General features: G+C 60.8%; 14 protein-coding genes. 2 read left to right on the top strand and 12 right to left on the bottom strand.

Annotated features, from left to right (window positions below; genetic code table 11):
• Positions 1 to 67 precede the first annotated feature (67 nt).
• The 6 genes from EXY20_RS26380 to EXY20_RS26355 form a co-directional block, all read right to left on the bottom strand.
• Positions 68 to 1,078 carry a DUF4340 domain-containing protein gene (locus tag EXY20_RS26380; RefSeq protein WP_135555130.1) on the bottom strand — a complete coding sequence of 337 codons (1,011 nt, stop codon included), beginning with the start codon at positions 1,076 to 1,078 and terminating at the stop codon, positions 68 to 70.
• Positions 1,075 to 2,478, bottom strand: a complete 1,404-nt coding sequence (locus EXY20_RS26375) for a GldG family protein (RefSeq protein WP_135555129.1) — start codon at positions 2,476 to 2,478, stop codon at positions 1,075 to 1,077. Before EXY20_RS26375 ends, EXY20_RS26380 begins: the two co-directional genes overlap by 4 nt.
• A 12-nt stretch (positions 2,479 to 2,490) precedes the next feature.
• A complete protein-coding gene (locus EXY20_RS26370; protein WP_167859540.1) occupies positions 2,491 to 3,198 on the bottom strand; it encodes an ABC transporter permease in 708 nt (235 codons plus the stop codon).
• Positions 3,191 to 4,270, bottom strand: coding sequence for an ABC transporter ATP-binding protein (locus tag EXY20_RS26365; protein ID WP_135555128.1), 1,080 nt, complete (start codon positions 4,268 to 4,270; stop codon positions 3,191 to 3,193). The genes EXY20_RS26370 and EXY20_RS26365 overlap by 8 nt, the downstream gene beginning before the upstream one ends.
• Before the next feature lie 248 nt (positions 4,271 to 4,518).
• On the bottom strand, positions 4,519 to 5,643 hold the full coding sequence (locus EXY20_RS26360; RefSeq protein WP_167859539.1) for a Gfo/Idh/MocA family protein: 1,125 nt from the start codon (positions 5,641 to 5,643) through the stop codon (positions 4,519 to 4,521).
• A gap of 76 nt (positions 5,644 to 5,719) precedes the next feature.
• Positions 5,720 to 6,436, bottom strand: a complete 717-nt coding sequence (locus EXY20_RS26355; RefSeq protein WP_135555126.1) for a MerR family transcriptional regulator — start codon at positions 6,434 to 6,436, stop codon at positions 5,720 to 5,722.
• A 159-nt stretch (positions 6,437 to 6,595) separates the two neighbouring features.
• Here EXY20_RS26355 and EXY20_RS26350 point away from each other — a divergent pair, with 159 nt between their 5' ends.
• A complete protein-coding gene (locus EXY20_RS26350) occupies positions 6,596 to 7,477 on the top strand; it encodes an alpha/beta fold hydrolase (RefSeq protein WP_135555125.1) in 882 nt (293 codons plus the stop codon).
• Positions 7,478 to 7,493: 16 nt separating this feature from the next.
• Here the strand turns inward: EXY20_RS26350 and EXY20_RS26345 are convergent, their stop codons facing one another.
• Positions 7,494 to 7,985, bottom strand: coding sequence for a hypothetical protein (locus EXY20_RS26345; RefSeq protein WP_135555124.1), 492 nt, complete (start codon positions 7,983 to 7,985; stop codon positions 7,494 to 7,496).
• Positions 7,986 to 8,315: 330 nt separating this feature from the next.
• Positions 8,316 to 10,421 (bottom strand): DUF4838 domain-containing protein, encoded by a 2,106-nt coding sequence (locus EXY20_RS26340; RefSeq protein ID WP_135555123.1) that lies wholly within the window; start codon positions 10,419 to 10,421, stop codon positions 8,316 to 8,318.
• A gap of 356 nt (positions 10,422 to 10,777) precedes the next feature.
• On the opposite strand from EXY20_RS26340, the gene EXY20_RS26335 reads away from it, so the two are divergent.
• Positions 10,778 to 11,695, top strand: a complete 918-nt coding sequence (locus tag EXY20_RS26335; RefSeq protein WP_135555122.1) for an AraC family transcriptional regulator — start codon at positions 10,778 to 10,780, stop codon at positions 11,693 to 11,695.
• Between the two features lie 18 nt (positions 11,696 to 11,713).
• On the opposite strand, the gene EXY20_RS26330 is transcribed toward EXY20_RS26335, so the two are convergent.
• The 4 genes from EXY20_RS26330 to EXY20_RS26315 form a co-directional block, all read right to left on the bottom strand.
• On the bottom strand, positions 11,714 to 15,523 hold the full coding sequence (locus EXY20_RS26330) for a PfkB family carbohydrate kinase (RefSeq protein WP_167859538.1): 3,810 nt from the start codon (positions 15,521 to 15,523) through the stop codon (positions 11,714 to 11,716).
• A 4-nt stretch (positions 15,524 to 15,527) separates the two neighbouring features.
• On the bottom strand, positions 15,528 to 16,586 hold the full coding sequence (locus EXY20_RS26325; protein ID WP_135555120.1) for an SIS domain-containing protein: 1,059 nt from the start codon (positions 16,584 to 16,586) through the stop codon (positions 15,528 to 15,530).
• Positions 16,570 to 17,964 carry a family 4 glycosyl hydrolase gene (locus tag EXY20_RS26320; protein ID WP_135555119.1) on the bottom strand — a complete coding sequence of 465 codons (1,395 nt, stop codon included), beginning with the start codon at positions 17,962 to 17,964 and terminating at the stop codon, positions 16,570 to 16,572. Before EXY20_RS26320 ends, EXY20_RS26325 begins: the two co-directional genes overlap by 17 nt.
• A 1,428-nt stretch (positions 17,965 to 19,392) precedes the next feature.
• A complete protein-coding gene (locus EXY20_RS26315) occupies positions 19,393 to 22,272 on the bottom strand; it encodes a heparinase II/III domain-containing protein (protein ID WP_135555118.1) in 2,880 nt (959 codons plus the stop codon).
• Between the last annotated feature and the right edge of the window lie 312 nt (positions 22,273 to 22,584).

Here is a 22,584-nt window from a genome sequence, read left to right as displayed (position 1 = left end):
GGCGATCGTCACTTTCGGCGCGCACACAAAAAAGCCCCCGCCCAAACGGGGGAGGGGCTCGCAACGTTTACTTCGCCGCGCTCGGCGACACGCTTGCGCTTGGCGTAACGCTTGGCGCAACGCTCGCCGCGGCGCTAGGCGACGGGCTCGGCGCCGTCATGGCCGCCACGCCCTGGTCGTACAGCGCCTGCACGCTGTCCAGCGCAACCGCGTACGCCCACGCGCCGCCTTGCTTGACGATGTTGACGTTCGTTTCGGCGACTTTGCCGACGTACACGTTCGACGTTTCCTTGTCGCCGTCTTTCTCCTTCACTTCGATCTTCAGCTCCGGATTGTCGACCTTGACCGCGGAAGCCGCCTGCGGCAAGCCGCTGCCTTCCAGACCGATCGCCGCGTCGAGCAGCGGCGTTCCTTCCTCCGGCTTCAGCTCCTTGTCGCCGAGCTTCCACGTCGATTCGAACACCGACTTGTCCGACTGCGCTTTGGTCAGCGCCCACTTCTGGCCTTTCCATTCGACCGTCATCGAAACGACTTTGTCGTAGTTGAACGGAAGCGCCCGCTGGTCGGCGAAGCTGTCCGCCGTTTGCGCCAACGTCTGGATCGTATCGTCCGACAGCTCGTACACCACCGGCGACTCCTCCAGCTTCGCGTACGACGTGCCGGCGACCGGCAGCGCTTTGCCGATCAGCAGCTTGTGCGCCGTGCCGTCCTTCATCGTCACCTGGTACGTCAGCAGCGGCTTGTCAAGCTGGTATTGCGCCAGGTCGGTCGCGTTTTCGTCCACCTTCGACGTGTAGGTAAGGTAGGCGAACGAGTTGACCCAGCCGTCGACCGTCGAGCTGCTGAGCGGCACATTCGCCGGCTTTTGCATTTCCCAGGTCGATTCGTCCTTGCGCGACATTTCGATCCGGTTGTCCCCGTCCGGCAGCGAAACCGACTTGACGTCGTCCGCCTTGATCGAAATAAGCTGCTTCACATCGATCGGCTCTTCTTTCTTGAAGAACGATTTGTTCGACGCGTAAATGAAGCCGCCGACACAGATGACCACAAGCAGGATAGTCGGGAGGAATTTCTTCATCCTTTTCTCCTCCTCCACCAGATGGCACCGCCAATGAGCAAGAATACGAGCGGAATGCCGATTGTCGTGCCGTACAGGATCATGTCGCCTTTCGCCTGCGTGATGAACACTTGCTGCATTTGTTCGTCTTCGCGCGGCCGGATCGTCAGCGACGTTTGCTGCTCGTCAAGCCAGCCCACGCTGTTGAGGATAAAATCCTTGTTGCCCTGGAACGAAAGCACGTCGTTCGTCAGGAAATACGTGTTGCCGATAATGACCGCCTTCGGCTTGCTGTCCGTTTTGGTCGAAACGGCGTAAGCGAGATCGAGCGGCCCTTTCAAGTCTTTATCGGTCGCCTTCAAATCGTTCGCCGTAATATTGCCCGCGCCGAGGAACTTCGACAGATCGACCTTGCCGATCGCCGCGTCGGACGTGCGCAGCAGCGCCGTCGACTGGTAGTCCGCGTTGTTCGCATCGTTGCCGAGCGCCAGCGCCGCCGGCAGCGCAACGACGATGCCTTGGCCGTCCAGCTTCGAAGTAATCTCGTGATAGCCGTACGACGGCACGAAGGTCAGCGGATCGTTTTGCAGCGTTTGTTTGCTTTCGACGATGAGCGCCTGATCGTTTTTGACGCCGAGCGTGTTCAGCAGGTCGTTCCAGTTTTTCCAGGTGTCCATGCCTTTGGCCAGACCGAGCGAAACGAATAGCTTGCCCTTGTCCTTCACGAACCCTTTGAGCAGCTCCGCTTCCTTGTCGCTGATATCGCTTTGCGGGCCGAGCACCATCAACGTTTTGGCATCTTCCGGGATGGCCGCTTCCTTGAACAGGTTCAAATCCTTCACTTCATAGCCTTCGTCCGTAAACGCCGCGGTCAGTCCGGCCGCGTTCGCCGCCGTCAGCTCGCCGTGGCCGCTGATGAGGTACAGCGATTTTTTCTCATTGGACATGAGCGTCAGGATCGCTTGCGTAAACTTCTCTTCCCCGCTGAACGCGTAGGAGGTTTGGGTCGAGCCCTGGCCGAACAGCGAGTTGCCGTCGACGTTTTTTGTTTTGCCGCCCATTTCGAAAACGAGCGTGTTGTATTGTTCGATTTTGTACTTCTCGGCGATGGCCGGCTTTTTCTTCGGATCGACTTCTTCCCATGTAAACTTGCTGTTGCGCTTATGGTACTCTTCCAGCAAATCGGTAATTTGCCGGTTGACGGCGCCTTGCCCCGGTTCGGTGAACGCAGTGACGTGAATGTCGTCCTTGACTTGTTTGAGCGCGGTGATCGTCTGATCGGACAGCGTGTATTTTTTGCTCTTGGTCAAATCCCACTGCGTCCCTTTCAGGGAGTAGAGGAAAATCGTCAGCAAGATGAATATCCCCACCGCCGCTACCGCCAAAATGACCGCATTCGTGCCTTTCATCCAGTTTTTCAAGCGACTTCCCCCCTATCGCAGCCGTTTCCGTTCCAGCACCTGAATGCTGAGGACGAGAAACAGAATGATTAACGTAATATAGAACAAGACGTCGGCCAAATCGAGCACGCCTTTTTGGAAATTGACGGTCCGGTCGATAATCGAAAATTGGTCTACCCAGTCCTTGATCTTCGGCACCATGTCGCCCGTATAGCCGATGACCCACAGCACGATCAGGAACGCCACGCCGGCGATGCCCGCGATCATTTGATGCGCCGACAGCGACGAAGCGAACAGGCCGACGGCCATCATCGCCGAGCCGAGCAGGAACATGCCGAGGTAGGACAGCCACATGACCGGCTGGTCCAGCTTGCCGTACTGGGACAGAATCAGCGGATAGATCAGGCTGATCGCCACCAGCAGGAACTGCATGAACACCGCGGCCAAATATTTGCCGAACACGATTTCGAAAATGCTCGCCGGGGACGTCAGCAGCAGTTCGTCCGTGCCTTGCCGCAGCTCGTCCGACATCAGCTTCATCGTCAGCAGCGGAATGATGAACAGATAGAAGAAAGTAATGTTCCCGAACACCGGCCGCACATCGACAATTTGCGAATTGAGAAAGTCGAGACTAAAAAACAGCCCGCTCAGGACAAAATAAAACGCAAACGCCACATAGGCGATCGGGGAGAAAAAATACAGCTGCAATTCCTTGCGGGTGATGGCCAGCACTCTACGCATCGCCTTTGCCCTCCTTGCTATCGTCGTCCGCCGGCGGCGCGGCTGGCGCAGCCGGTTCGGCTTCTTCCTCGAAGTCCTCGGGGAACGTATCCCCGCCGGCCGGCTGCTGGCGCTCGTTCGTCGTCAGCTTCAGGAACACGTCCTCGAGGCTCAGGCTTTCCTTGCGCATGCCGATAATCGGCAGCTTGGCGCCCGCCAGCTTGTAGAAAATCGCTTCGCGAACGTCGGCGCGATCCTTCGACGTCACCCGCAGCAGCACGGAGCCTTCGCCCGTTGCCGCGGCGCCCTTGCCGTCCTCTTCGTTGCCGCGCACCTTCACCTCGGCTACGCCGGCCACACTCTTCAGCTCGCGCACGATCGTTTCGCGCTGGCCTTTCACTTCAAGGCTCACTTCAAACGTGTCGCCCATCGAGTTGCCGATGTTTTGCGGCTTGTCGTCGAGCACGATACGGCCTTGATTGATGATGATGACTCGGTTGCAGATCGCATTGACCTCGGGCAAGATGTGCGTGCTGAGCAGCACCGTGTGATTGCGTCCGAGTTCTTTGATCAGCTCGCGGATTTCGATAATTTGCTTCGGGTCGAGACCCGACGTCGGCTCGTCGAGAATGAGCAAATCCGGCTTGTGCAGAATTGCCTGCGCCAGACCGAGGCGCTGCTTGTAGCCTTTCGACAGGCTGCGGATAATTTGCTTCTCGCGGCCGTTCAGGCCGAGCTTGCCGATCGTTTCGGAAATCGCGGCTTTCTGTTCGCGGGCCGGAATATCGCGCAGGTCGGCGATAAACTTCAGATAGGAGATGACCGACATCTCCGGATACAGCGGCGGCGTCTCCGGCAAGTAGCCGATCTTCTTGCGCGCCTTCTTCGGATGTTCGGCCATCGACAGCCCGTCGACGAAAATGCTGCCGCGCGTCGGGTTCAAGTACCCGGTAATCATCCGCATCGTGGTCGTTTTGCCCGCTCCGTTCGGCCCGAGGAAGCCGACGATTTCGCCGCGGTTCATCGAAAAATCGATGTGATCGACCCCGCGCTGGTGCTCGTACAATTTACTGACCTTCTTGACTTCCAGCACAACGACACCCTCCTTTAGTTAAAAAAGGATCGCAATCCCTTTCCCGTCATTCAGCTTCGTTTCTCTTCTCTCTCCTATTTTGACCAAACTTACTATACGGTTAAAACAATAAGCCAACCTTAAACGAAAATAAAAATAAGCTTAAAAAAATGTGTCCAAATTGTGAACGAACCAACTCGCTGTCCGGGTCGGAGTTCGCGGAAACTAATTGGCAAAAAAGGCAACAAAAAAACCAGTGGTTTCACTGGTTATTTTTGTTGCAAGGTGCGATCGCCCCGCCCGCCTTTTCGCACGAGCTGCTGCAAGCCCGCCGTCGTGTACCACGGATCGTCCTTCGCGATCGGCAGGCGGACCGCGTCGCCCGTCGTTGCCGACTTGTACATGGCGGCGATCGTCTCCGTCACGTTGCGGCCTTGCGGGCCGCCAACCAGCGGCTCCCGATCTTCGCGAATCGCCGCGAACAAGTCGCCGATCGGGCCGGTATGGTCGTCCGTCCCTGTTTCGATCTGGGCGGCGATGCGCTCCAGCTCGCGGATCCCCGCTTCGTCGATTTCCGGCGTGCCGCGGTCGTTAGATCGCACTGCATGGAACGCTAGCGGAATGCTGACCGCCCGGTTGCGGCCGGAAAATTCCATGCTGATATCGCTTTTGACCGAGTTGACCGTGCAGGCGATTTGCGCGACGACCCCGCTTTTGAACCGGATGATTGCCATTGCAATGTCCTCTACTTCAACGTCGTGCGCCATGGTGTCCATCTCGGCGTAGACGCTCTCCACGTCGCCAAGCAGCCAGAGAAAAATGTCCAGCGGATGAATGGCCTGGATCGTCGTTACGCCGCCGCACTCCGTGCTCCACTTGCCGCGCCACGGCACTTCGTAGTAACGGGCGCCGCGCCAGTACAGCGCGTTCATCTGCGCAAACACGACGTCGCCGATCGCGCCGCAGGCAAGCAGGTGGCGCACCTGATTGAAGTCGCGGCGGTACCGGTACTGGAACGTGACGACCAGCTTCCGGCCGCATGCCCGCGCTGTCTCGATCATCTCGTCGCATTCCTGCAGCGAGGCGCCGAACGGCTTTTCGACCAGTACGTGCTTGCCGGCCCGCAGCGCGTCCTGCACCGGCTGCCTGTGGAACGAAGGCGGCGTGCACACCGACACGATGTGAATGTCGTCCCTGGCCAGCAGCTCCCGGTAATCGTCGTATGCCTCGACACCGACGCCCTTGTCCGCCAGCTGCCGCGCTCTTTTTGCATCCAGGTCGCATACTGCCTTGATCTCGCATTCATCCGCCAACGCTGCGTACCCCGTCCAATGGGCAGACGAAATCGCGCCGCAGCCGATGATGCCAATTCCGAAACGCAAGTTCGGTTTCACTTGTCGCGCACCTCCTTGCAATCGATTGCAAGCTTAGTATAGGTGCAGGCGCGAGCGGCCAACAAGATTCAATTTCTTACCCCGATACACTTTTTGACATGGAGGCGGCATAAGGAACTAGCTGCGCCACACCTGCGAATTGGCTGGCAAGCTGCCGGCCCAGATGCTCAAGCGCCAGATGGAGCGAACGATCGACGGCGGCATACCGGCGGTTGTCCAGTTCATCCAGGAGCGCTTTCATCTGCTCCATGTAATACACGGTTCGCCTCAAGCGGGCAATCACCAGGATGTTGCGCAGCGCATGAACGGAAAATTGGCGATAACCGTTATCCTTGTTCCGCTCCGAACGGATGAGCCCTTCTTTCTCCCAATGTCGGATGGCGGACGGATTGACGCCGGCCAGTGCGGCTGCCTGACCGATCGTCATGGCATTCGCTCGTTTGACCTGAAGCGAGGCGGGAAAGTCGGCGCTCCGGATCATGCCGAGAATGTCCTCCGTTCGCTGCTTCTCCGCTTGCGTGGCGGCCAACTGCCGGTTCATCAGCCAGAACGCTTCGGTCGCGTTCCCCGTCTTGACGGCGCGCATGACGGCGTAGGCCACCGGGATATCGAAGCCTTGCAGCAGCGCGCGAATCGTCGCGAATGCTTGCAAATGGATGGGCAAGTAATAGCGATGATTGCCCGCCTTCCTCGGCACGTCCGGAAGCAGCCCCTGCTCTTCATAGCGCCGCAGCGTGGTGGTGCTGATCTTCAGATCGGCGGCGATTTGCGACGGCGTATATACGATCGCCAACGTGGATTCCCTTCCTTCCGCTTCAAGTCAAACCTTCAACTGCTACGATAACATAAAATCGGGCGAGCGCAAGCCGCGCCGACGTTGCGCCCGGCCGATCCGAAAGCTTGCATGAATGTTGTAGAGTAGGGGTATCAACCAAAACAGGAGCGAGCCGCCGTGAACAAAAACAAAAACATAACCATTGCCTTGCATGACGGGACGACGATCGAAGTCGGGCTGGCCGGCGAGTCGGGAAACGTAGTGATGCTGCCCGGAACCAAACCGGCGGCAACGGGCCGGGAAGCGGAAATGTTGAAGCTGTGGGGCGTCGATCCCGAGCTCGGCCGGCGTTTCGTCGACGGGCTGGCGGACACGTTCCGCGTCGTGTCTTTCGATTACGAAGGGCACCGGTTCGCCCATCCGCTGCCGGATACGCTGACGCCGGAAACGATTGCGGCCGACCTGCTGCGCATCGCGGACGGGGCGGGCGCCGCTTGTTTCGGCTACTACGGCTATTCGTGGCTGGCGCTGGCCGGGCTGCAGCTTGCGCTTCGCACCAATCGCGTCGCCGCGCTGATGATGAGCGGGTTTCCGCCTTATGGCGGGCCTTACCGGGAAATGCTGACCGTAACCGAAAAAACGTATGAACAGGCGCTGCAGCAGCAAACCGCCGGAAACGCGTCGGCCGCATACGAACTCACGCCCGATCAGGTTGACTGGGAGCAGGTGCAGGTGACGATTGCCCCGGGCCAGACGAAGCAGTTCCATACGCTGTACAAGCAGCTCGCGGCGTTCGACGATACGGCGATCCAACACCGGCTGCGCATGCCCCGGCTTGCGTTTGCGGGCGAACGGGACACGATCGTATACGGCGCCAACTTCGGCGGCGTGACGGTCGACATCGCCGGCGCCCTGCGCCTGCATCGGGAGGAGCTGCGCCGGCTCGGCTGGGACGTGGAGCTCCTTGCCGGAGATGGAATGGACCACACCAAAGCAATGCAGCCGGAGACGGCGCTGCCGCTCGTCAAGCGGTGGCTCGGGGAGCGATTTCGAAGGTAGGCCGGTTGGGCCGAAGTTACTTCGCCGCCAGCTTGCTTGCCAATTCTGCTACGGACATGTTCGTTTCTTGGAAGGCCGCTGCTACTTGCGCATCGTTCGTGATCGCGGCGACCTTGTTGTTTTTGATTTGAAAAATAAACGGATCAATCATGCCGTAAAAGTTTGGCGGGCCCGAAAGTGACGGAGCCAAGGCAAACACATACTCTTCATTGTTCGCCAATATCCCCGGCCCCCCCGGTACCGCCACTTGAATGCTGCGGTTCCCTTTGACATCCCCTTTTAACACTTGAATCACTTCAATCTTGTACCCGGTTCCGGACGCTTGGGCAACTTTGCCGATCACGGCAATTGGCGAAATACCAAGAGCCGTTTCAACATTGTCGGTAGTAGCCTTTTTAGTTTCGCCCGGCGACGCTCGGTTGACCCGATCATATCCCCAGTAGACGAGTACCGCCACCATCGCAACCGCCAATGCAGCCATGCCGTAGCCTCTGTATTTCGCTATCACAACCGCCCCCCTGATTTATGGAAAATAGTACGTTTTACGCCATATGTATGTTTAGACACGAAGGGAGTAAAAAAGGTTTCAAAAAAAAGAGGCCGCGTTTTCACCCCGCGGTCCTCCCAAAAATAGTCCATAAAAAATGGCTTATTTCCCCGTTTTCCCCTTCATCATCGAAAATAACCAGCAAAATCGCTGGTTATTTTGGCCAAATAGCTGCAAAATCGAACGTTTCGAAGAAATAACCAGTCATTTCACTGGCTATTTCTTCGTGACCGTCCAAAAATCAGGAAATAGCCAATAAAACATGGCTTATTTCCGCCAGTGGCGCGCCTTTCACCCGCGCTCCGCCTCCGCACGCTTCGCCCGGCAGCGCAGCAGCACCTCGCGCAGCTGGCTGCGCGTCAGCGCGTCCTTGCTGACGAAGCCCGCGCCCGGCTGCTCGTAGCCGAGCGGGATGAAGTGCAGGTCGAGCCGCTCCGCCGCCCGCTCCATCTCCTGCCAGGCGGCTTCCGCCGCTTCCCCGGCTCCTTCGTGCAGCGCGGTGTGGTACGCGACGGTCTCCACCTGCAGCCGCATCGTGTCGATGCCGTACCGCAGCAGCCGGCGATCTTCGCCCAGCCGCAGCTCATGCCGCAGCTCCCGGCGCGTCTGCCGGCTCGCTTCGGCCGGATTGACCGCGACGCGCCAGGCGGCCGAAACGCCGGCGGCCGACAGCGCCTTGTCGTCGGCCAGCGCCGCTTCAAGGCCGCGCATCGCCTGCTCCAGCAGCCCCAGCGACGCGCGTCCCGCCTGCACGATCACTGCCGGCCCGCCGGCGCCGAAGTGATCGCCCGCCGCAAGCGGCGCCGACGCCCGGCCGCCGTCCCAGCGCAGCAGATGCGACAGCACGCTGTCCCGCTTCCACGCGCGCCAGTCGGCGATGTCGCGCCACGCTTCTTCGATCGCTTCGTACGCCTGGCGCATCCGCTCCGCATGCGGGCCGTACCAAAGCGAAAAATACTCGGACAGGAACGCATCCCCGTCCGTCTCCGCATCCCAGAGCAGCTGCGCGTACAGCAGCTGCGTCAACGTGCGCATGCCCCAGCCCACGAGCGGGACATGCATGTACGTCATGCCCCGCACCCCCATGCGGGCGTAAGCCGGGATATCGCGCAGCATGCGCCGGACGAACAGCAAGGGCAAATCCTCGAACTTCGAGACATTGTAGTACTCGCCGACAATGACGGGAACGGCGGGCTGCAGCGATGTCCAGCTGTGCAGCGCCTTCCGGTACTTGTCGTTGGCGGCGCAGCCGGCATCCGCCAGGTCGTGCGCATAGCAGCGGTTGATCGGGTAATACACGATCATGTCGCCGGCGGCGAGAACCGACTCCGGCACCGGCCGACTCGGGCCAAACAGCGTATCCGTGCCTTCGTAAGCGCAGAGCACCAGCCGCACGGGTCGGCCGAGCTCACCGCGCGCATGCGCGCGATTCACTTCGTCGCGCATGCCGGCGGCAAAGTGCAGCAGCTGATCGGCGCTGTTGCCGAGCTGCCGGCAGGCGGCGCACATGCAGCTTTTGCCCCAGGTGTCGAAGCCCCACACGTCGACGCGGTCGGCTTCCTTCCACTCGCCGCTCAAACGGCGGATCAGCTCGTCGCCGAGGAAGGCGATCAAGTCCGGCTGCGACACGCAGAACTGGATCGCAAGCGCGTCCTCCTTGCGCCGTTCGCCGCTCTCCGGCAGCCCGTACCAGTGCGCGTGCTCCTCCCACATCGTCCTGCCGCCCGGCAGCGGCCGATCCGGGTCGAGAATCGCTTCGAAGATGTGGCCGCCGACCTTGAAGCCCATGCCCAGCTTGCGGCAGAAAGCAGCCGTCGCCGGACGATAAGCGGCAATGTTCATCCGGTTGCGCGCCATCCACAGGAAGAACGTCTCCGACTCCATCGAGACGTACTCAAAATCAAAGCCCCGCCCCTGCGGCATCGAGGGGCGATACGTGCGCGACTCTTCGGGCAGAACCAGCCCGGAAACACGCCGCTCCGGCGCGATTTCGCCGGCTTCGCCCGGCGCGAACCAGCGCCAGCCCTGCAAACGCAGCAGCTCGTAGGCGCCGTACAGCACACCGGCCCGGCCGTGCCCGGTAATAACGACGCCTTGCCCGCTGCGCTCCAGCGTAAACGCATCGTCGCCGAGCCCGGGACCGGCCGCAATCCGCAGCGCGATCGTCGTCCGCTGCGGATCGCCGTCCGCAAGCGCCTGCCGGGCGTAGCGGATCTCCGTCCCTTCCGGCAGCGTCCGCCGCAAATAACGGTTCAACTCCGTCGCAGCGAAGGCGAGCGTGCAGCGGTCGGCGCGCTCCGCCTCGCGCTGGAAATCGATGCGCGCTTCCTCTTCCGCCCAGATTGGCGTCAGGCGCTCCGCATCTTCGAACGGTACGACAAGTTCAATAGCATTCATTTATTTGGCGTGACGATCCGCACCAATTTGATTCGGACAAGGCGCATGGCCCCGTTAGTCGCCTTCGTCGGCATCGTCTCTCTCCCCTTTCGCGCTTGCGTATGATGGTGTCTCGTTGTCCGCTTGCTCTCTTATTATACCGGGAGGGCAGTGGCGATCATATGAATTTATTTGCTCGATTTATGGACAAATCGCTTACTATCGAAGGACTTCGACAGGGGTCGCCAAACCGGTTGACACCATGATCGGAAACGGGGCGGAAACGACATTTTTTATAGCCTGCGGGCGTCCGGGCGCGGTATAATAAACCGCATAAACAAGTATGGACTTTCCGCGTTCAACCGAGGAGGGAGCACATGAAATACCAATATGCGTACCGGGTGGCCGACCTGATCGACAGCGGCAATCACAGCCGGGAAGATTACCTGATCATCAACAGCATCGGGTACGAATACGACGAGCCGGCGGGGGTAGCCAATCGGGAGAAAGGGCGGCTCGATTTTTTGCTGTCCTACTTGCACAGCGGTTCCATGAAGGTGCGGATCGGAGACGACGAACGAACGATTCCGGCCGGCACCGTGTTTATCGGCAAGCCGTTCGAACGGCAATTTTACGCCAAATCGGGCAAAGAGCCGACCGGCAGCTATTGGCTGCATTTTACCGGGTACGGGGTGACCGATCTGCTGATCAAGGCGAAGCTGTGGAACGACAGCTTCTTCTTCACCGGCGTCAACGACGATATCCCCCGGCTGTTCGCGCGCATTATCGAGGAGGAGGTGGAGCGGCAGCCGAGCTTCGAGCACATTTCCGCGTCGCTGTTGCAGGAGCTCATCTTCACCGTCACGCGCAAGCTGGCCATCCGCGAGCAGGTGGAGCGGCTCAATCCCCAGGAGCTGATGCTGTACACTTCCTTCAACCTGCTGCACAAAAATTATGCCCGCAAGCTGACCGTGCAGGACCTGGCCGCGCAAGCCGGGTTCAGCGCAAGTCGCTATACGAGCATCTTCAAAGCGCATACCGGCTTGTCGCCGCAGCAATATTTGATCCAGTACCGGCTGCGGAAGGCGAAGGATCTGATGCGCCATACCCAGCTCAATATCCGCCAGATCGCTTCGCTGGTCGGCTTCGACGACCAGCTTTACTTCAGCCGGCTGTTCAAAAAGTACGAAGGCGTCGCGCCGCTCGACTACCGCAAGCAGCCGCCGGAGGAAACGGCAGCGCCCCCCAACTGGGCGCCCGACGAAACCGGCCAATCGGACCAATCCGGCGAATGAAGCCGCGACGCCTTCGCGTTATTCGAACGAACGTTCCCACCCGGCATCGCCTTCGCGAACGACAGTAATGCGGCTGCCGCCTTGCCGCGGCCCCGTCCGCACAACGATTCGGTCGCGGCCCCACGGGCCGGTTACGGTAAAGCCCGCTCCGCCCGGAACCGGTTTGCCGGCGACGTCGATCGCGGGCGCTCCGCCGGCCAGCGGATAAGGGGCCAGCACTGCCGCCAGGTTCATGGCGGTCGCCGTTTCGCCGGGGGTCAGCACCAGATTGTGGCTGACCGTCCGCCCCTCGTCGCTGTACCGGCTCATGTGGTGGGTCAGCGGCACGTCGCAGGCCACTTGCATGACCAGACCCGCCCGGCTTCCTTCGGCAACGAACCGTTTGCCGTCTTCCGTGCGGAAGGCGCCGCAGCTGTGGAAATTCCACTCGATGCCGCCGCCTGCCGCCGCCAATTCGTCCAGCAAAATAAAATAGTGCGGCCGTACGAACACGAGCATGCGGTCGTACCGCTCCAGCTCCTTGTAGCTGTTGGCCAGGTCGGCGCGGAGGAAAGACGCGTCTGCGTCACTTTCGCAGGCGCGCAGCACAACGGCTTGCGCCGCATCCTTGTACGACTGGTTCGCCCCGCGAATCGTGACGATGTTGTGATACGCCGACTGCACATAGTAGACGTGTTCGGGTTTGTCGTAAGTAATCATGCCCGGGTCCGCCGCGACATAGTCGCCGAACGCCTGAATGACGAACTCGCCTTTGTCGAAATGGGTATGCTCGAACGTCTGCGGGCCGCCTTCAAAGAACAGCACGATGTCCGATTCCGCGCTTCCGGTCCGCCAGAACACGCGGTCGCAATCGAACCGGAAGCTTGGCGGCAAGTCGGGAGCGGCGGCTTCGCGCTCCTCCAGCAGCAGCAGCGTCAGCAAGCCGTTCGACGTGTACTGGCCGGTGCCTTGCTCCTGGCCGAAGAACGAGCTGGCCGGCGGATGCGGCACATCGTAATACCGGCTCCACATCCAGTGGGCCGCGGCATCGCCGTAGTACCGGGCAAAAAACTGCAGCGACGGCCCCATGAACCGGAACTTCTCCGCCCGGCTGTCGCCGAGCGGCAGGAAGGTCAGCGCGCTGTCGTCCAGCGAGCGCATGTGCTGCACATAGCGCATCGACTCTTTGAACTGCGGCGGCGCAATCGCGCTCACTTCCTCGCCGCTGTTGCGGGCAAGCAGCAGCAGCGCCTCCAGCGCAAAATGCGTCGTATACTCCCAGTACGCCATGCCTTCGCCGGTCGTGCCGTCCGGCTTGTAGTAGCCGTTCAGCATGCGCCGGAACCAGGCGGATTGCCGTTCGAGAATCGTCAGCGCGTCCGGATGGCTGCGGCCCGCAACGAGGCAGGCGTACACGATGCCCAGCGCATAAACGGCGCCCTGGTTGCTCTCCAGCAAGTAGCCTTCGCGGTTGCGGCGCATGTACATGTCGAGCGCCGGCAGCGATTTGTCGTAGATCGCGTCTTCGACCGCCCGCTTCTCCTCGTCCGACAGCAGCCCGCCGATCATATCGTAACAAAGCGCCACAGCCTGGGTCAGCTGCGCTTCCGTGAACGTCGCGCGATAGCCGGTGATGCCGCGCGGGATGCGGCTGACGAAGCCGGCGCACCATTCTTCGCACCGGATCGCGGCGAGCAGCGCCCTGCGGGCGAGCAAGCCGTGCTTCAGCTCGCCGCCGAGCACATAAGCGAGCGCGCTGTAGACAAGCGCGCTGAACCAGCGGCGCGTCTCCTGGTAAGGCGAAGACAGCCGCTCGATGCCCTGGCCGCCCCAGTAAACCGGGAAGTAGCGGCCCACATACGATTCCGGCCGATACGACAAGTTCGATTCCGCCTCGGCGAGAATCTCCTCATACAGCCGCCGCCCCTTGCCGGAAGCAATCGTTTGGCGCAGCCGCGTCAATTCGGCTTCGCCGAACAGCAGCCCGGCGGCGAGCTTGGGCAAGCCGTCCGGCACCGCGGCCGGCGGCGCGATGTCGTCCATGCCGGTCACTTCGTGCGACCGCGCCGGGTCGGCGCCCCGCCGCTCCAGCATGAACCACAGCAAGTGCGCCACGTGTTCGCCGCTGCTCTCGGCATCCAGCCGGATCGTCACCCGCTCGAGCTTGCCGCCGCTGATCGGGACGCGGATTTCCTCCAGCCCGGCGCCGGGACGTCCCACCACCAGCGCCACTTCTTTGCCGTCGATGACCGCGTTCAGGCTGAAGCGCGCCGTCGGCACAACCGATACGCATACGGCGAACGCCTGCGTCTCCGCGAGCGACTGGTCGTATTTGCGCGAGAAGGCGACAGACGCGCCGAGCTCGCGCTTCGGCACCAACAGCCGCAGCGCGGCGAAATTCCATTCCTGCTTCAGCTCGCCGATCGCCGCGGAAGCGGGCGAACCTGTCGGTTCCTTGTGCCACATGTCCAGCTCGTAAAAAGCCCGATTCATAAAAATATCGAGCAAACTCTCCCCGTCGTTCACCGGAATCGGCGGCCGCTGCTCCCGCCATTCGGGGCTCCCGATGTGCAGCACGGTGCCGGCGAACGTGCTTTCCCCGGCGCTCAGCACCAGCGTATGCGCCGCTTCGCGCACCGCCGCGGGAAACAGCAGGTGGAGCGTCTCCGTCCCCGCCCATTCCACGACCGCTTCCGTCCGATGGATTTCGGCGCCGTGCTCGTCCTTGACCGCGATTCCGACGAACAGCATCGATTTGCGCGAGGAATGAACCGGCAAGGCGAGAAACCGCGACAGCGGCTCCGCTTGCGGCAGCGCCAAGGCGAATTCCCGCTCCCGTTCCGTCTCCCAAACGATAGCACAGTCGATATCGATATCAGGCTTGATGTCCATGGTCGCCCTTCTTTGCTCTAAAGGATGATGGCGCTTGTTCATCGCCTCAAGCTCCGCCAGCGTCGCCTGTCCGGCCGTGCCGCCGGCGCCGCGCGTGCTCATGCTGCCGCAGGCGCAGCCGAGCCGCAGGCATTCCGCGATCAGCTGCCCCGACAGAAAGCCGTACACGAAACCGGCGTCGAAGCTGTCGCCGGCCCCCACCTCGTCGACGACGTCGACCGGGAACGCGGAAGCGTGAAACACTTCGCCGCGGCAGAAGGCGGTCGCCCCTTTCTCCCGCTGCTTCAGCGCGATGATCGGCACGAACGGCTGCAGCTTCTCCACCGCCGCCTGCACCGTGTCGGCTTTGGCGATTCGTTTCAGCTCGCTTTCGTTGGGCAGAAATATATCGACGTGGGGCAGCAGCTCCCACAAGCCGCTGTCCCATGTTTCTTCCGGGTCCCAGTTCGTATCGAGGCTGACCGTGCCGCCGAACCGCCGAACCGTGCGGGCGATGTCCGGCCAGTGCGGCTGCAGCCGCTTCATCAGAAAGTAGCTGCCGATATGCAAATGCCGGATGCCGCGAAGCCGCTCCTCCGTCACCTGCTCAAGCTCCACCGCGTCGATCGTGCCGATATACGTCAGAATCGCCCGGTCGTCCGGCTTGCACAGCGCGACGCTGAAGCCCGTTCTCCGGGCCGGGTCCGTTTCGACCAACTCCGTGCGAACGCCCGCCTGCCGCAAATTGTCGAGCACAATGCGACCGGCGATATCGTCGCCGACGACGCCGATGCCGGCTGTCGTCAGCCCGAGCTTGGCCGTCTGGCAAGCAAAAATGCTGCACGAACCGCCCATCTCGATCGCGTAACCTTCGACAAGCTTCTCTTTCTGCCCAAACTCCGGCGTCACGTCGTCGCCGCGCAGCAGCGTATCGACGCACAGGTCCATTACCGTCAGCACATCGTAGGTTTTGCTCATGGGATCAATTTTGCCCGATGCGGATCCAGGGGGACAGTCCCGCCGGCGCATCGGGATTGACGCCGTTTTTGACGGCTTTGTAGTACGCCATGCCTTGCATGACATAGCTGCCGAACAGCGCCACAATTTCGCTTCTGGCCGGGTAGCCCAGCTCGAACACCACATCCGCGCCGGCGAACGGCGCCACGTCGCACAACGCCACGACCGCAGCCTGTTTGCCCCCGCAATCGCGGGCCAAATCTTCCTCCAGCTTGCGCAGACTTGCGTCCTTGGCGCCGCTGAAGAGGAATACGGCCGTGTCGCCGCCGACCATGACCATCGGGCCGTGCCGAAGCTCCAGCGTCATGTAGTACGACGCCGGCACTTGCGCCACTTCGATCAGAATGAGCGCGCCTTCGCAGGCGATGCCGAACTGGCTGCCGCTGCCGAGCGCCACCGCGTTCGTCCAGTTCGCCTGCGCGTTCACGAACGCTTCGATCGCCGGACGCGTCCGTTCGATCGCCGCCTGCGCTTCGTTTACATAACGGTCCACCTCGTCGATCAGCCCGCGGTCGCCGCCGAAAATGCCGGCAAGCAGCAGCGACACCATGTACAAATTATTAAACGAACGCGTCTGGCAGACGCCGGTTTCGTTGCACCACGGGAGGAACAGACTGACGTCGGCCAACGCCTCCAGCGGGCTGTCCGCATACTCGACGACCGTCAGCACGGGACATCCGTATTCTTCCTTCAGGAAGTTGATCGCACGCACCGTTTCCGACGTCGAGCCGGAACGGGAAGGCGCGATAATCAGCGGCTTTTTGTACGCTTGCTGGTAAAACTCGCTGTTCAGCACAACATCGCCGCTGGTGACGGCATAACTCTTGATCCCGGTCGCCGCTTCCATCGTCACGTGCGCCGCAAGCGCGCCCCAGTAGCTGGAGCCGCAGCCGAGAAAGACGATTTCCTGCGGTGCCCAGCCGCCGAACGCCGCGCGCAGCCGGTCTTCCTGGCCGATGACATACGCGAACGTACGCTTCAGGCTTTCGTGCTGGCCGAACGTTTCTTCATACGTGTGATACATGAGTCGCGCCTCCCTTGAATTTAAATTGCGGCAAATACGGCTTCTGCGCCTCGATCAGATCGTCGACCATCGCTTCTGCGGCCGCACGGTCGTTCAGGTAGCCGCCAAGCATGACCGCTTCCACGAACAATTGGCGGTCGCCCTGCAGCGCGGCGCTTACCGTCAGCTCGGCAATGGCCAGCGGCTTCGCGAGCAATTGCGCAAGCGTGTCCGGGAAGTCGAGCGTTTGCAGCGCGGCGAACCCGCGGGCCGTTGCGGCGCCGGGCAATTCGATCACGGCGTCGTGCGGCAAATTCGGCACCGCCCCGCGATTTGGCATATTCACGGAAAACACGTGGCGCTTGTCATTTTCGATCGAGTCGATAATTTCCATCAACTGCTCGTGCTCTCCGCTCAGCTTCTCGAAAAAATCGTCCGGCAGCGGCCCTTCGGCCTGGCCGAGCTCATCCATCCGGTCGTAGATGCGGTCGCCGTAATCGATCACCTTTTCGAACGAGTAGCCGTCGATGCCGAATTTTTTGCCGTAATAGATGCCTTCCGGAAACCGTTCCGGGAAAAATTCGACGACATGCCGGTCGCCCGGAGCCGCGTAAGCGCCGTACGCCTCGAAGAACGACCAGGCGAACGGATTGCCGATCTTCGGCGCTTCCTGCCCCATTTCGCGGAACATCGTGCCGACATTCGTATAATCGACGCCGCCGCTCTTGAGCGCTTCGTACCGCTCTTTGACCAGCGGTTTGGCGTCCTGGCCGTCGTAGCGGAAATCGTACATAAACGTCAGGTGGTTAAGACCGACCGACGTAGCGGTAAATTTGCTGCGGTCAAGACCGGTTAATTCGGCGACATGGCGTTCCGAATCGTGTACGCCGTGGCACAGCCCGGCCACCGGGAAGCCGGTCGCCTTGGCAACTGCGCGGCAAATGATCGTCATCGGGTTGGAGTAGTTGAAAAAAGCCGCTTGCGGGCAATAGCGCTGCACATCGCGCACGATATCGATGACCGCCGGAATCATCCGCATGGCGCGGGAAATGCCGCCCGGCATCGCCGTGTCGCCCACCGGCTGGTACACGCCGTATTTGCGCGGGATGAAGACGTCCTGCTCCCAGGCGCGGCGGCCGCCTACCCCAATCGTGCAAACGACGTAATCGGCGCCGGCCAGCACATCCGTGCGATCCGTCGAGGATGTCAGCTCGATATTTCCTTGTTTGGCGGCGATCATTTTGCGGCACAGCTTCGTAATCGAATCAAGCGCGCGCGGATCGGTGTCCACCAAGGCGAGGTGCCAGTGGAACCGTCCCGGGCTGCGCAACAAGTCGGCCACGAGACCTTGCGTAAACATGGAGCTTCCCGCTCCGATCAGAACCATTTTTCTGTTCATGAGTGATCCCTCGCAATATGGACATAATAATGAACCTGTTTTTTATTGTAGGGGAAACGAAGTAATTGGCATATATAGAAATAGGCTTATTATATGGACAAATCGATTATACCGCGGACGGCCAGCGGGGTTTTGGCGCGATTTCGCTGCGTTTGGCGCTAATTGGCGCCTATGCACCTGTCGCGCTTGGAGAGGGGAGAGCTTGTCGCTGCCGTGCACGGGAAGGCCGGAGCGCCGGCGAGGCTTGCAAGGCATTGCCGCGAAGGGGCTCTGGCGCAGATACGGGCAAGAAAACTCCTATCGAAGCAGTTCGAAGAAGTTCCGGCGAACCGTCTCCCCCTCTCCGCTCCATGTGTCGGGTTAAGCGACGGTAGTTGTCCCGCTCTATCGTGAGACTGAAATCGGCCTTATATCGTCCACTACTCACCAACTGCTGCTGCTGTAAGGCTGCGTGGTGGCGAGCGTAGTAATATCTCGACAGCAGTTCGCGTCTGCTGGTTATCCCGTTGGCTCAGACTGGTGCTGCAGTGAACGCATGAGGGAGAGGAGGGGATTGAGGGGGCAGTGGTCGACTGAAATACGTATTTGCCGGTTATCCCGTTGACTCATGCTGGCGTGGTGGCGAGCGTGAGTATATCTCTGCAGCAGTTGCGTCTGCTGGTTATCCCCTTGACTCAGATTGGTGCAGCGGCGAGCATACGGGGAAAGGAGGGGAGTGAGGGGCAGTGGTCGACTGAAATACGTATTTGCTGGTTATCCCAATGACTCAATTTTGAGTTAGTTGGAGTTAGTTGGAGTTAGTTAGTATCGAGTTTGAAGTGTGTACCTGAATGCTGTCACTGCATTGTAGGGGCACTTTTCTTGAATTGGGATAGAGGTTGTTAAGGCTTGAGATTGAGCCAAGGGGATAGCGGGCAGAAAGGAAGTTCCGGAGCGGACAACCCGTTTCAGACTGAGCGAAGGGGATAGCGGGCTGCACGAACCTGACAACATGTTCGGCTCTCCACTCCCGCCCCCGCCCCTGTTTGAACCCTCTCAAAGCAGACACGTTGCACAACGCGCGGTATTCTCCCCTCCGCCAACCAACAAATTCGCTTTTGTGCCGCTTCGATGAAGCGTCTTGCAAATAGGCCATGTTTTATTGCCTATTTCCCCAAAAGCGGGCAGCCGCTCCAAAATAACCAGTGAAATCACTGGCTATTTCGACTAAATTACATGATTTGGGGGCCTAGCTGGGCAAATAAGCCATGTTTTCACTGGCTATTTCCGACGAGGGGGGCCAAATCGGGCAAATAAGCCATTTTTCATTGGCTATTTTCGTTACCCGGCCCGGCATGATGCCGCGGCCGCAATAGTGCCATAAAAGACGAGCCCCCACCGGATTGTATCCGATGAGAGCTCGCCCTGAGCTGTCAGCACGCCGCCTTATCAGCCAAACGAACGCTTCCAGCTGCCGATGCCGCCATCGGCGCCGTCGCGGACAACCGTGACCCGACCGGCGGTCGGCTCCCCTTGCCACACCGGCTGCCGCTGCCCGAGCCGCACGATCACCCGGTCGCTGCCCCACGGACCGGAAACGGTGAATGCAGCGCCGCCAGTCACCGGCTCGCACGTAACGCCGATCGACGGCTGGCTGCCGGCAAGCGGATACGGCGCGATAATCGCCGCTATGTTCATCGCCGTCGCCGCCGGGTCCGGGCACAGCTCCAGCTTGTGCGTGACGTTGCGCTCGTCGTCGCGGTAACCGTCCAACCGTTCGCGGAGCGGCACGTCGCAAGCATAGCGAAGCGCCAAGCCGGCCTTGGCTCCTTCGGCGACGAAGCAACCGGGCCCGGCCGCGCGAAATGCGCCGCGGCTGTGGAAGTTCCATTCCATGCCGCCGCCGGCGGCCGCCAGTTCGTCCAGCACAACGACATAGTGCGGCCGCACGAACAGCAGTGTCCGGTCATACCGCTCCAGCTCCTTGTAGCTGTTTGCCAGATCGGCAAGCAAATACTGTACGTCTTCCCCGTCCTCGCACTCCCGCAGCACAACGGCATGCTCCGCATCGCGATACGATTGGTTGGCGCCGCGAATCGTCGCGATGTTGTGATACGTCGACCGGACGTATTGCACATGCTCCGGCTTGTCGTAATGCAGCATGCCGGGATCCGCCGCCACGTAGTCGCCGAACGCCTGGATAGCAAAATGGCCTTTGTCGAAATGAGTATGCTCGAACGTTTGCTTGCCGCCTTCAAAAAACACCAAGATGTCGGACTCGGCCGATCCGGTGCGCCAGAAGATCCGATCGCAATCGAAACGGCGGAAGTCCGGCAATTCCGGAGCCGCGGCCTCGCGCTCCTCGTGCAGCAGCAGCGTCAGCAGGCCGTTCGACGTATATTGGCCGGTGCTTTCCTCCGCGCCGAAAAACGAGCTGCCCGGCAGATGAGGCACATCATAATAGTTGCTCCACATCCAGTGCGCCGCCGGGTCCGCATAGTAGCGGGCAAAAAACAGCAGCGACGGCCCCATGAAGCGAAACCGCTCCGCCCGGCAATCGCCGAGCGGCAGGAAGCTGAGCGCGCCGCCGTCCAGCGAGCGCATGTGCTGCACGTAGCTCATGGACTCTTTCAAATGCGACGGCGCCAGCTCCGCAACGGCCGCTCCATGATGCCGGGAGAGCAGCAGCAAGCTTTCCACCGCATAGTGGGTCGTGTATTCCCAATACATCATGCCTTCGCCCGTCGTGCCGTCCGGCTTGAAATAATTGCCGAGCATCCGCCGCAGCCATGCCGACTGCCGCTCCAGAATCGGCCGAACATCGGGGTGGCTCCGGCCGGCGACAAGGCAGGCGTAAACGATGCCCATCCCGTAGACGGCTCCCTGGTTGCTGTTCAGCAAGTACCCCTCGCGATTGCGGCGCAAATACATATCGAGCGCAGGCAGCGATTTTTCATATACGGCGTCTTCGACGGTGCGCATCTCCTCGTCCGAAAGCAGGCTGCCGACAAAATCGTAAGCAAGCGCCACCGCCTGTGTCACATGCGACTCGATGAACGTGGCACGGTAGCCGGTAATCCCGCGCGGGATGCGGCAAATAAAGCCGCCGCACCATTCCCGGCAGGAAATGGCGGCCAGCAGCGCCCTTCTGGCGAGCAAGCCGTGCTTCAGGTCGCCGCTCAGCAAATAAACGAGCCCGTTGTACACGAGCGTGCTGAACCACTTGCGCGTTTCTTCGTTCGGCGAAGAAGCGCGCTCGACACCCTGATTCGCCCAGTAGACGGGAAAGTACGTCCCGACATACGATTCCGGCCGATAATCGGCATTCGCTTCGGCTTCGGCGACAATCTCCTCATAGAAGCGGCGGCCGGCGCCGTCCGCGATCGACTGCCGCAGCCGTGCCAGCTCCTCCTCCCCGAACAGCAGCCCCGCCGTCAGCTTCGGCAGGCCGGACGGGAGCCGCTCCGGAGCTGGAATGTCGGGCATGCCGGTCACTTCGTTTGCTTGCCCGGGTTCCGCCCCTTTGCGCTCCAGCATGAACCAGTACAAATGCGCCAGATAATCGCCCGGGGCTTCGGCTTCGGCATGAACGACGATCCGCGTCAACCGGCGGCCGGCGATCGGTACGCGCATTTCTTCCGTACCCGCTCCCTGGCGGCCGACGATCAGCGGCACGAGCGAGCCGTCGATTTCGGCGCTGACGCCGAAGCGCAGCGACTGCACGACCGAGGCGCAAACGATCAGCGCCTGACAGTCACCGATGTCGTGATCGTACGCGCGCGCATAAGCGGCGGCTCCGCCCGGCTCGCCAAGCGGCACGTTCAGCTTCAGGATGGCGTAGTTCCATCCGCGTTTCAGTTCGGAGGACACTCCCGCTCCCCCCGAAAGCGACTCCCGCTGCCACATCGCGGCGTCGTAGTACCCGCCGCTCGTGAATATGTCGAGCAGGCTCTCGCCGGCGTTCACCGCGATGGGCGGCTTCTGCGCCAGCCAGACGGGCCGGCCGATCTGCAGCGTCGTGCCGGCGAACGTGTAGTCGCCGGCCTTGAGCGCCAGCGTATGCGCGGCCCGCCGCGCCTGCTCCGGGATCAGCAAATGGAGCGTTTCCGGCCCGGACCATTCGACCACGATGTCCGTTTGGTGAATGGCCGCGCCTTGTGCATCGCGCACGCAGGCGGCAACGAACAGCATCGACTTGCGCGAAGCTACGAGCGGCAAAGCGAGGAATACCGCTTCGTCGCCCGCGGGCGGCAGCGGGACGACGATTTCGGAATCCGCCGCGGTATCCCAGACCCGATAAGATTCGGTGTTGAACGGTTCATGTGTCATACTGCAGGTCACCTTCTTTGTCTGGTCGTTTGGACAATATGAGATCTGTCGCAACTGTAACGGCTTATCATTCGACGCCGGCAGGCGGGCTTCCTCCCCAAAGCGACAGGTTAACGCGGAACCGCAAGGGGATGGCGTAATAGGCCATCTTTTATGGCTTATTTCGTCAAAAATGGGCTATCGCCGATGACGTACAATAGTGTGTGTAACCAAGATTTGGAGCCTAGCCAGGCAACAAAAAAGTAGGGTATTCTCGGGATGGTCAAAGTCACCAAGAAAGGAACCCTACTCGATGACTACTATAGCGGAAAA

The sequence above is a fragment of the Paenibacillus cymbidii genome (genome assembly GCF_004764705.1).
Classification (GTDB): Bacteria; Bacillota; Bacilli; order Paenibacillales; family NBRC-103111; genus Paenibacillus_AN; species Paenibacillus_AN cymbidii.
This window is presented reverse-complemented; position numbering and strand designations above follow the sequence as displayed.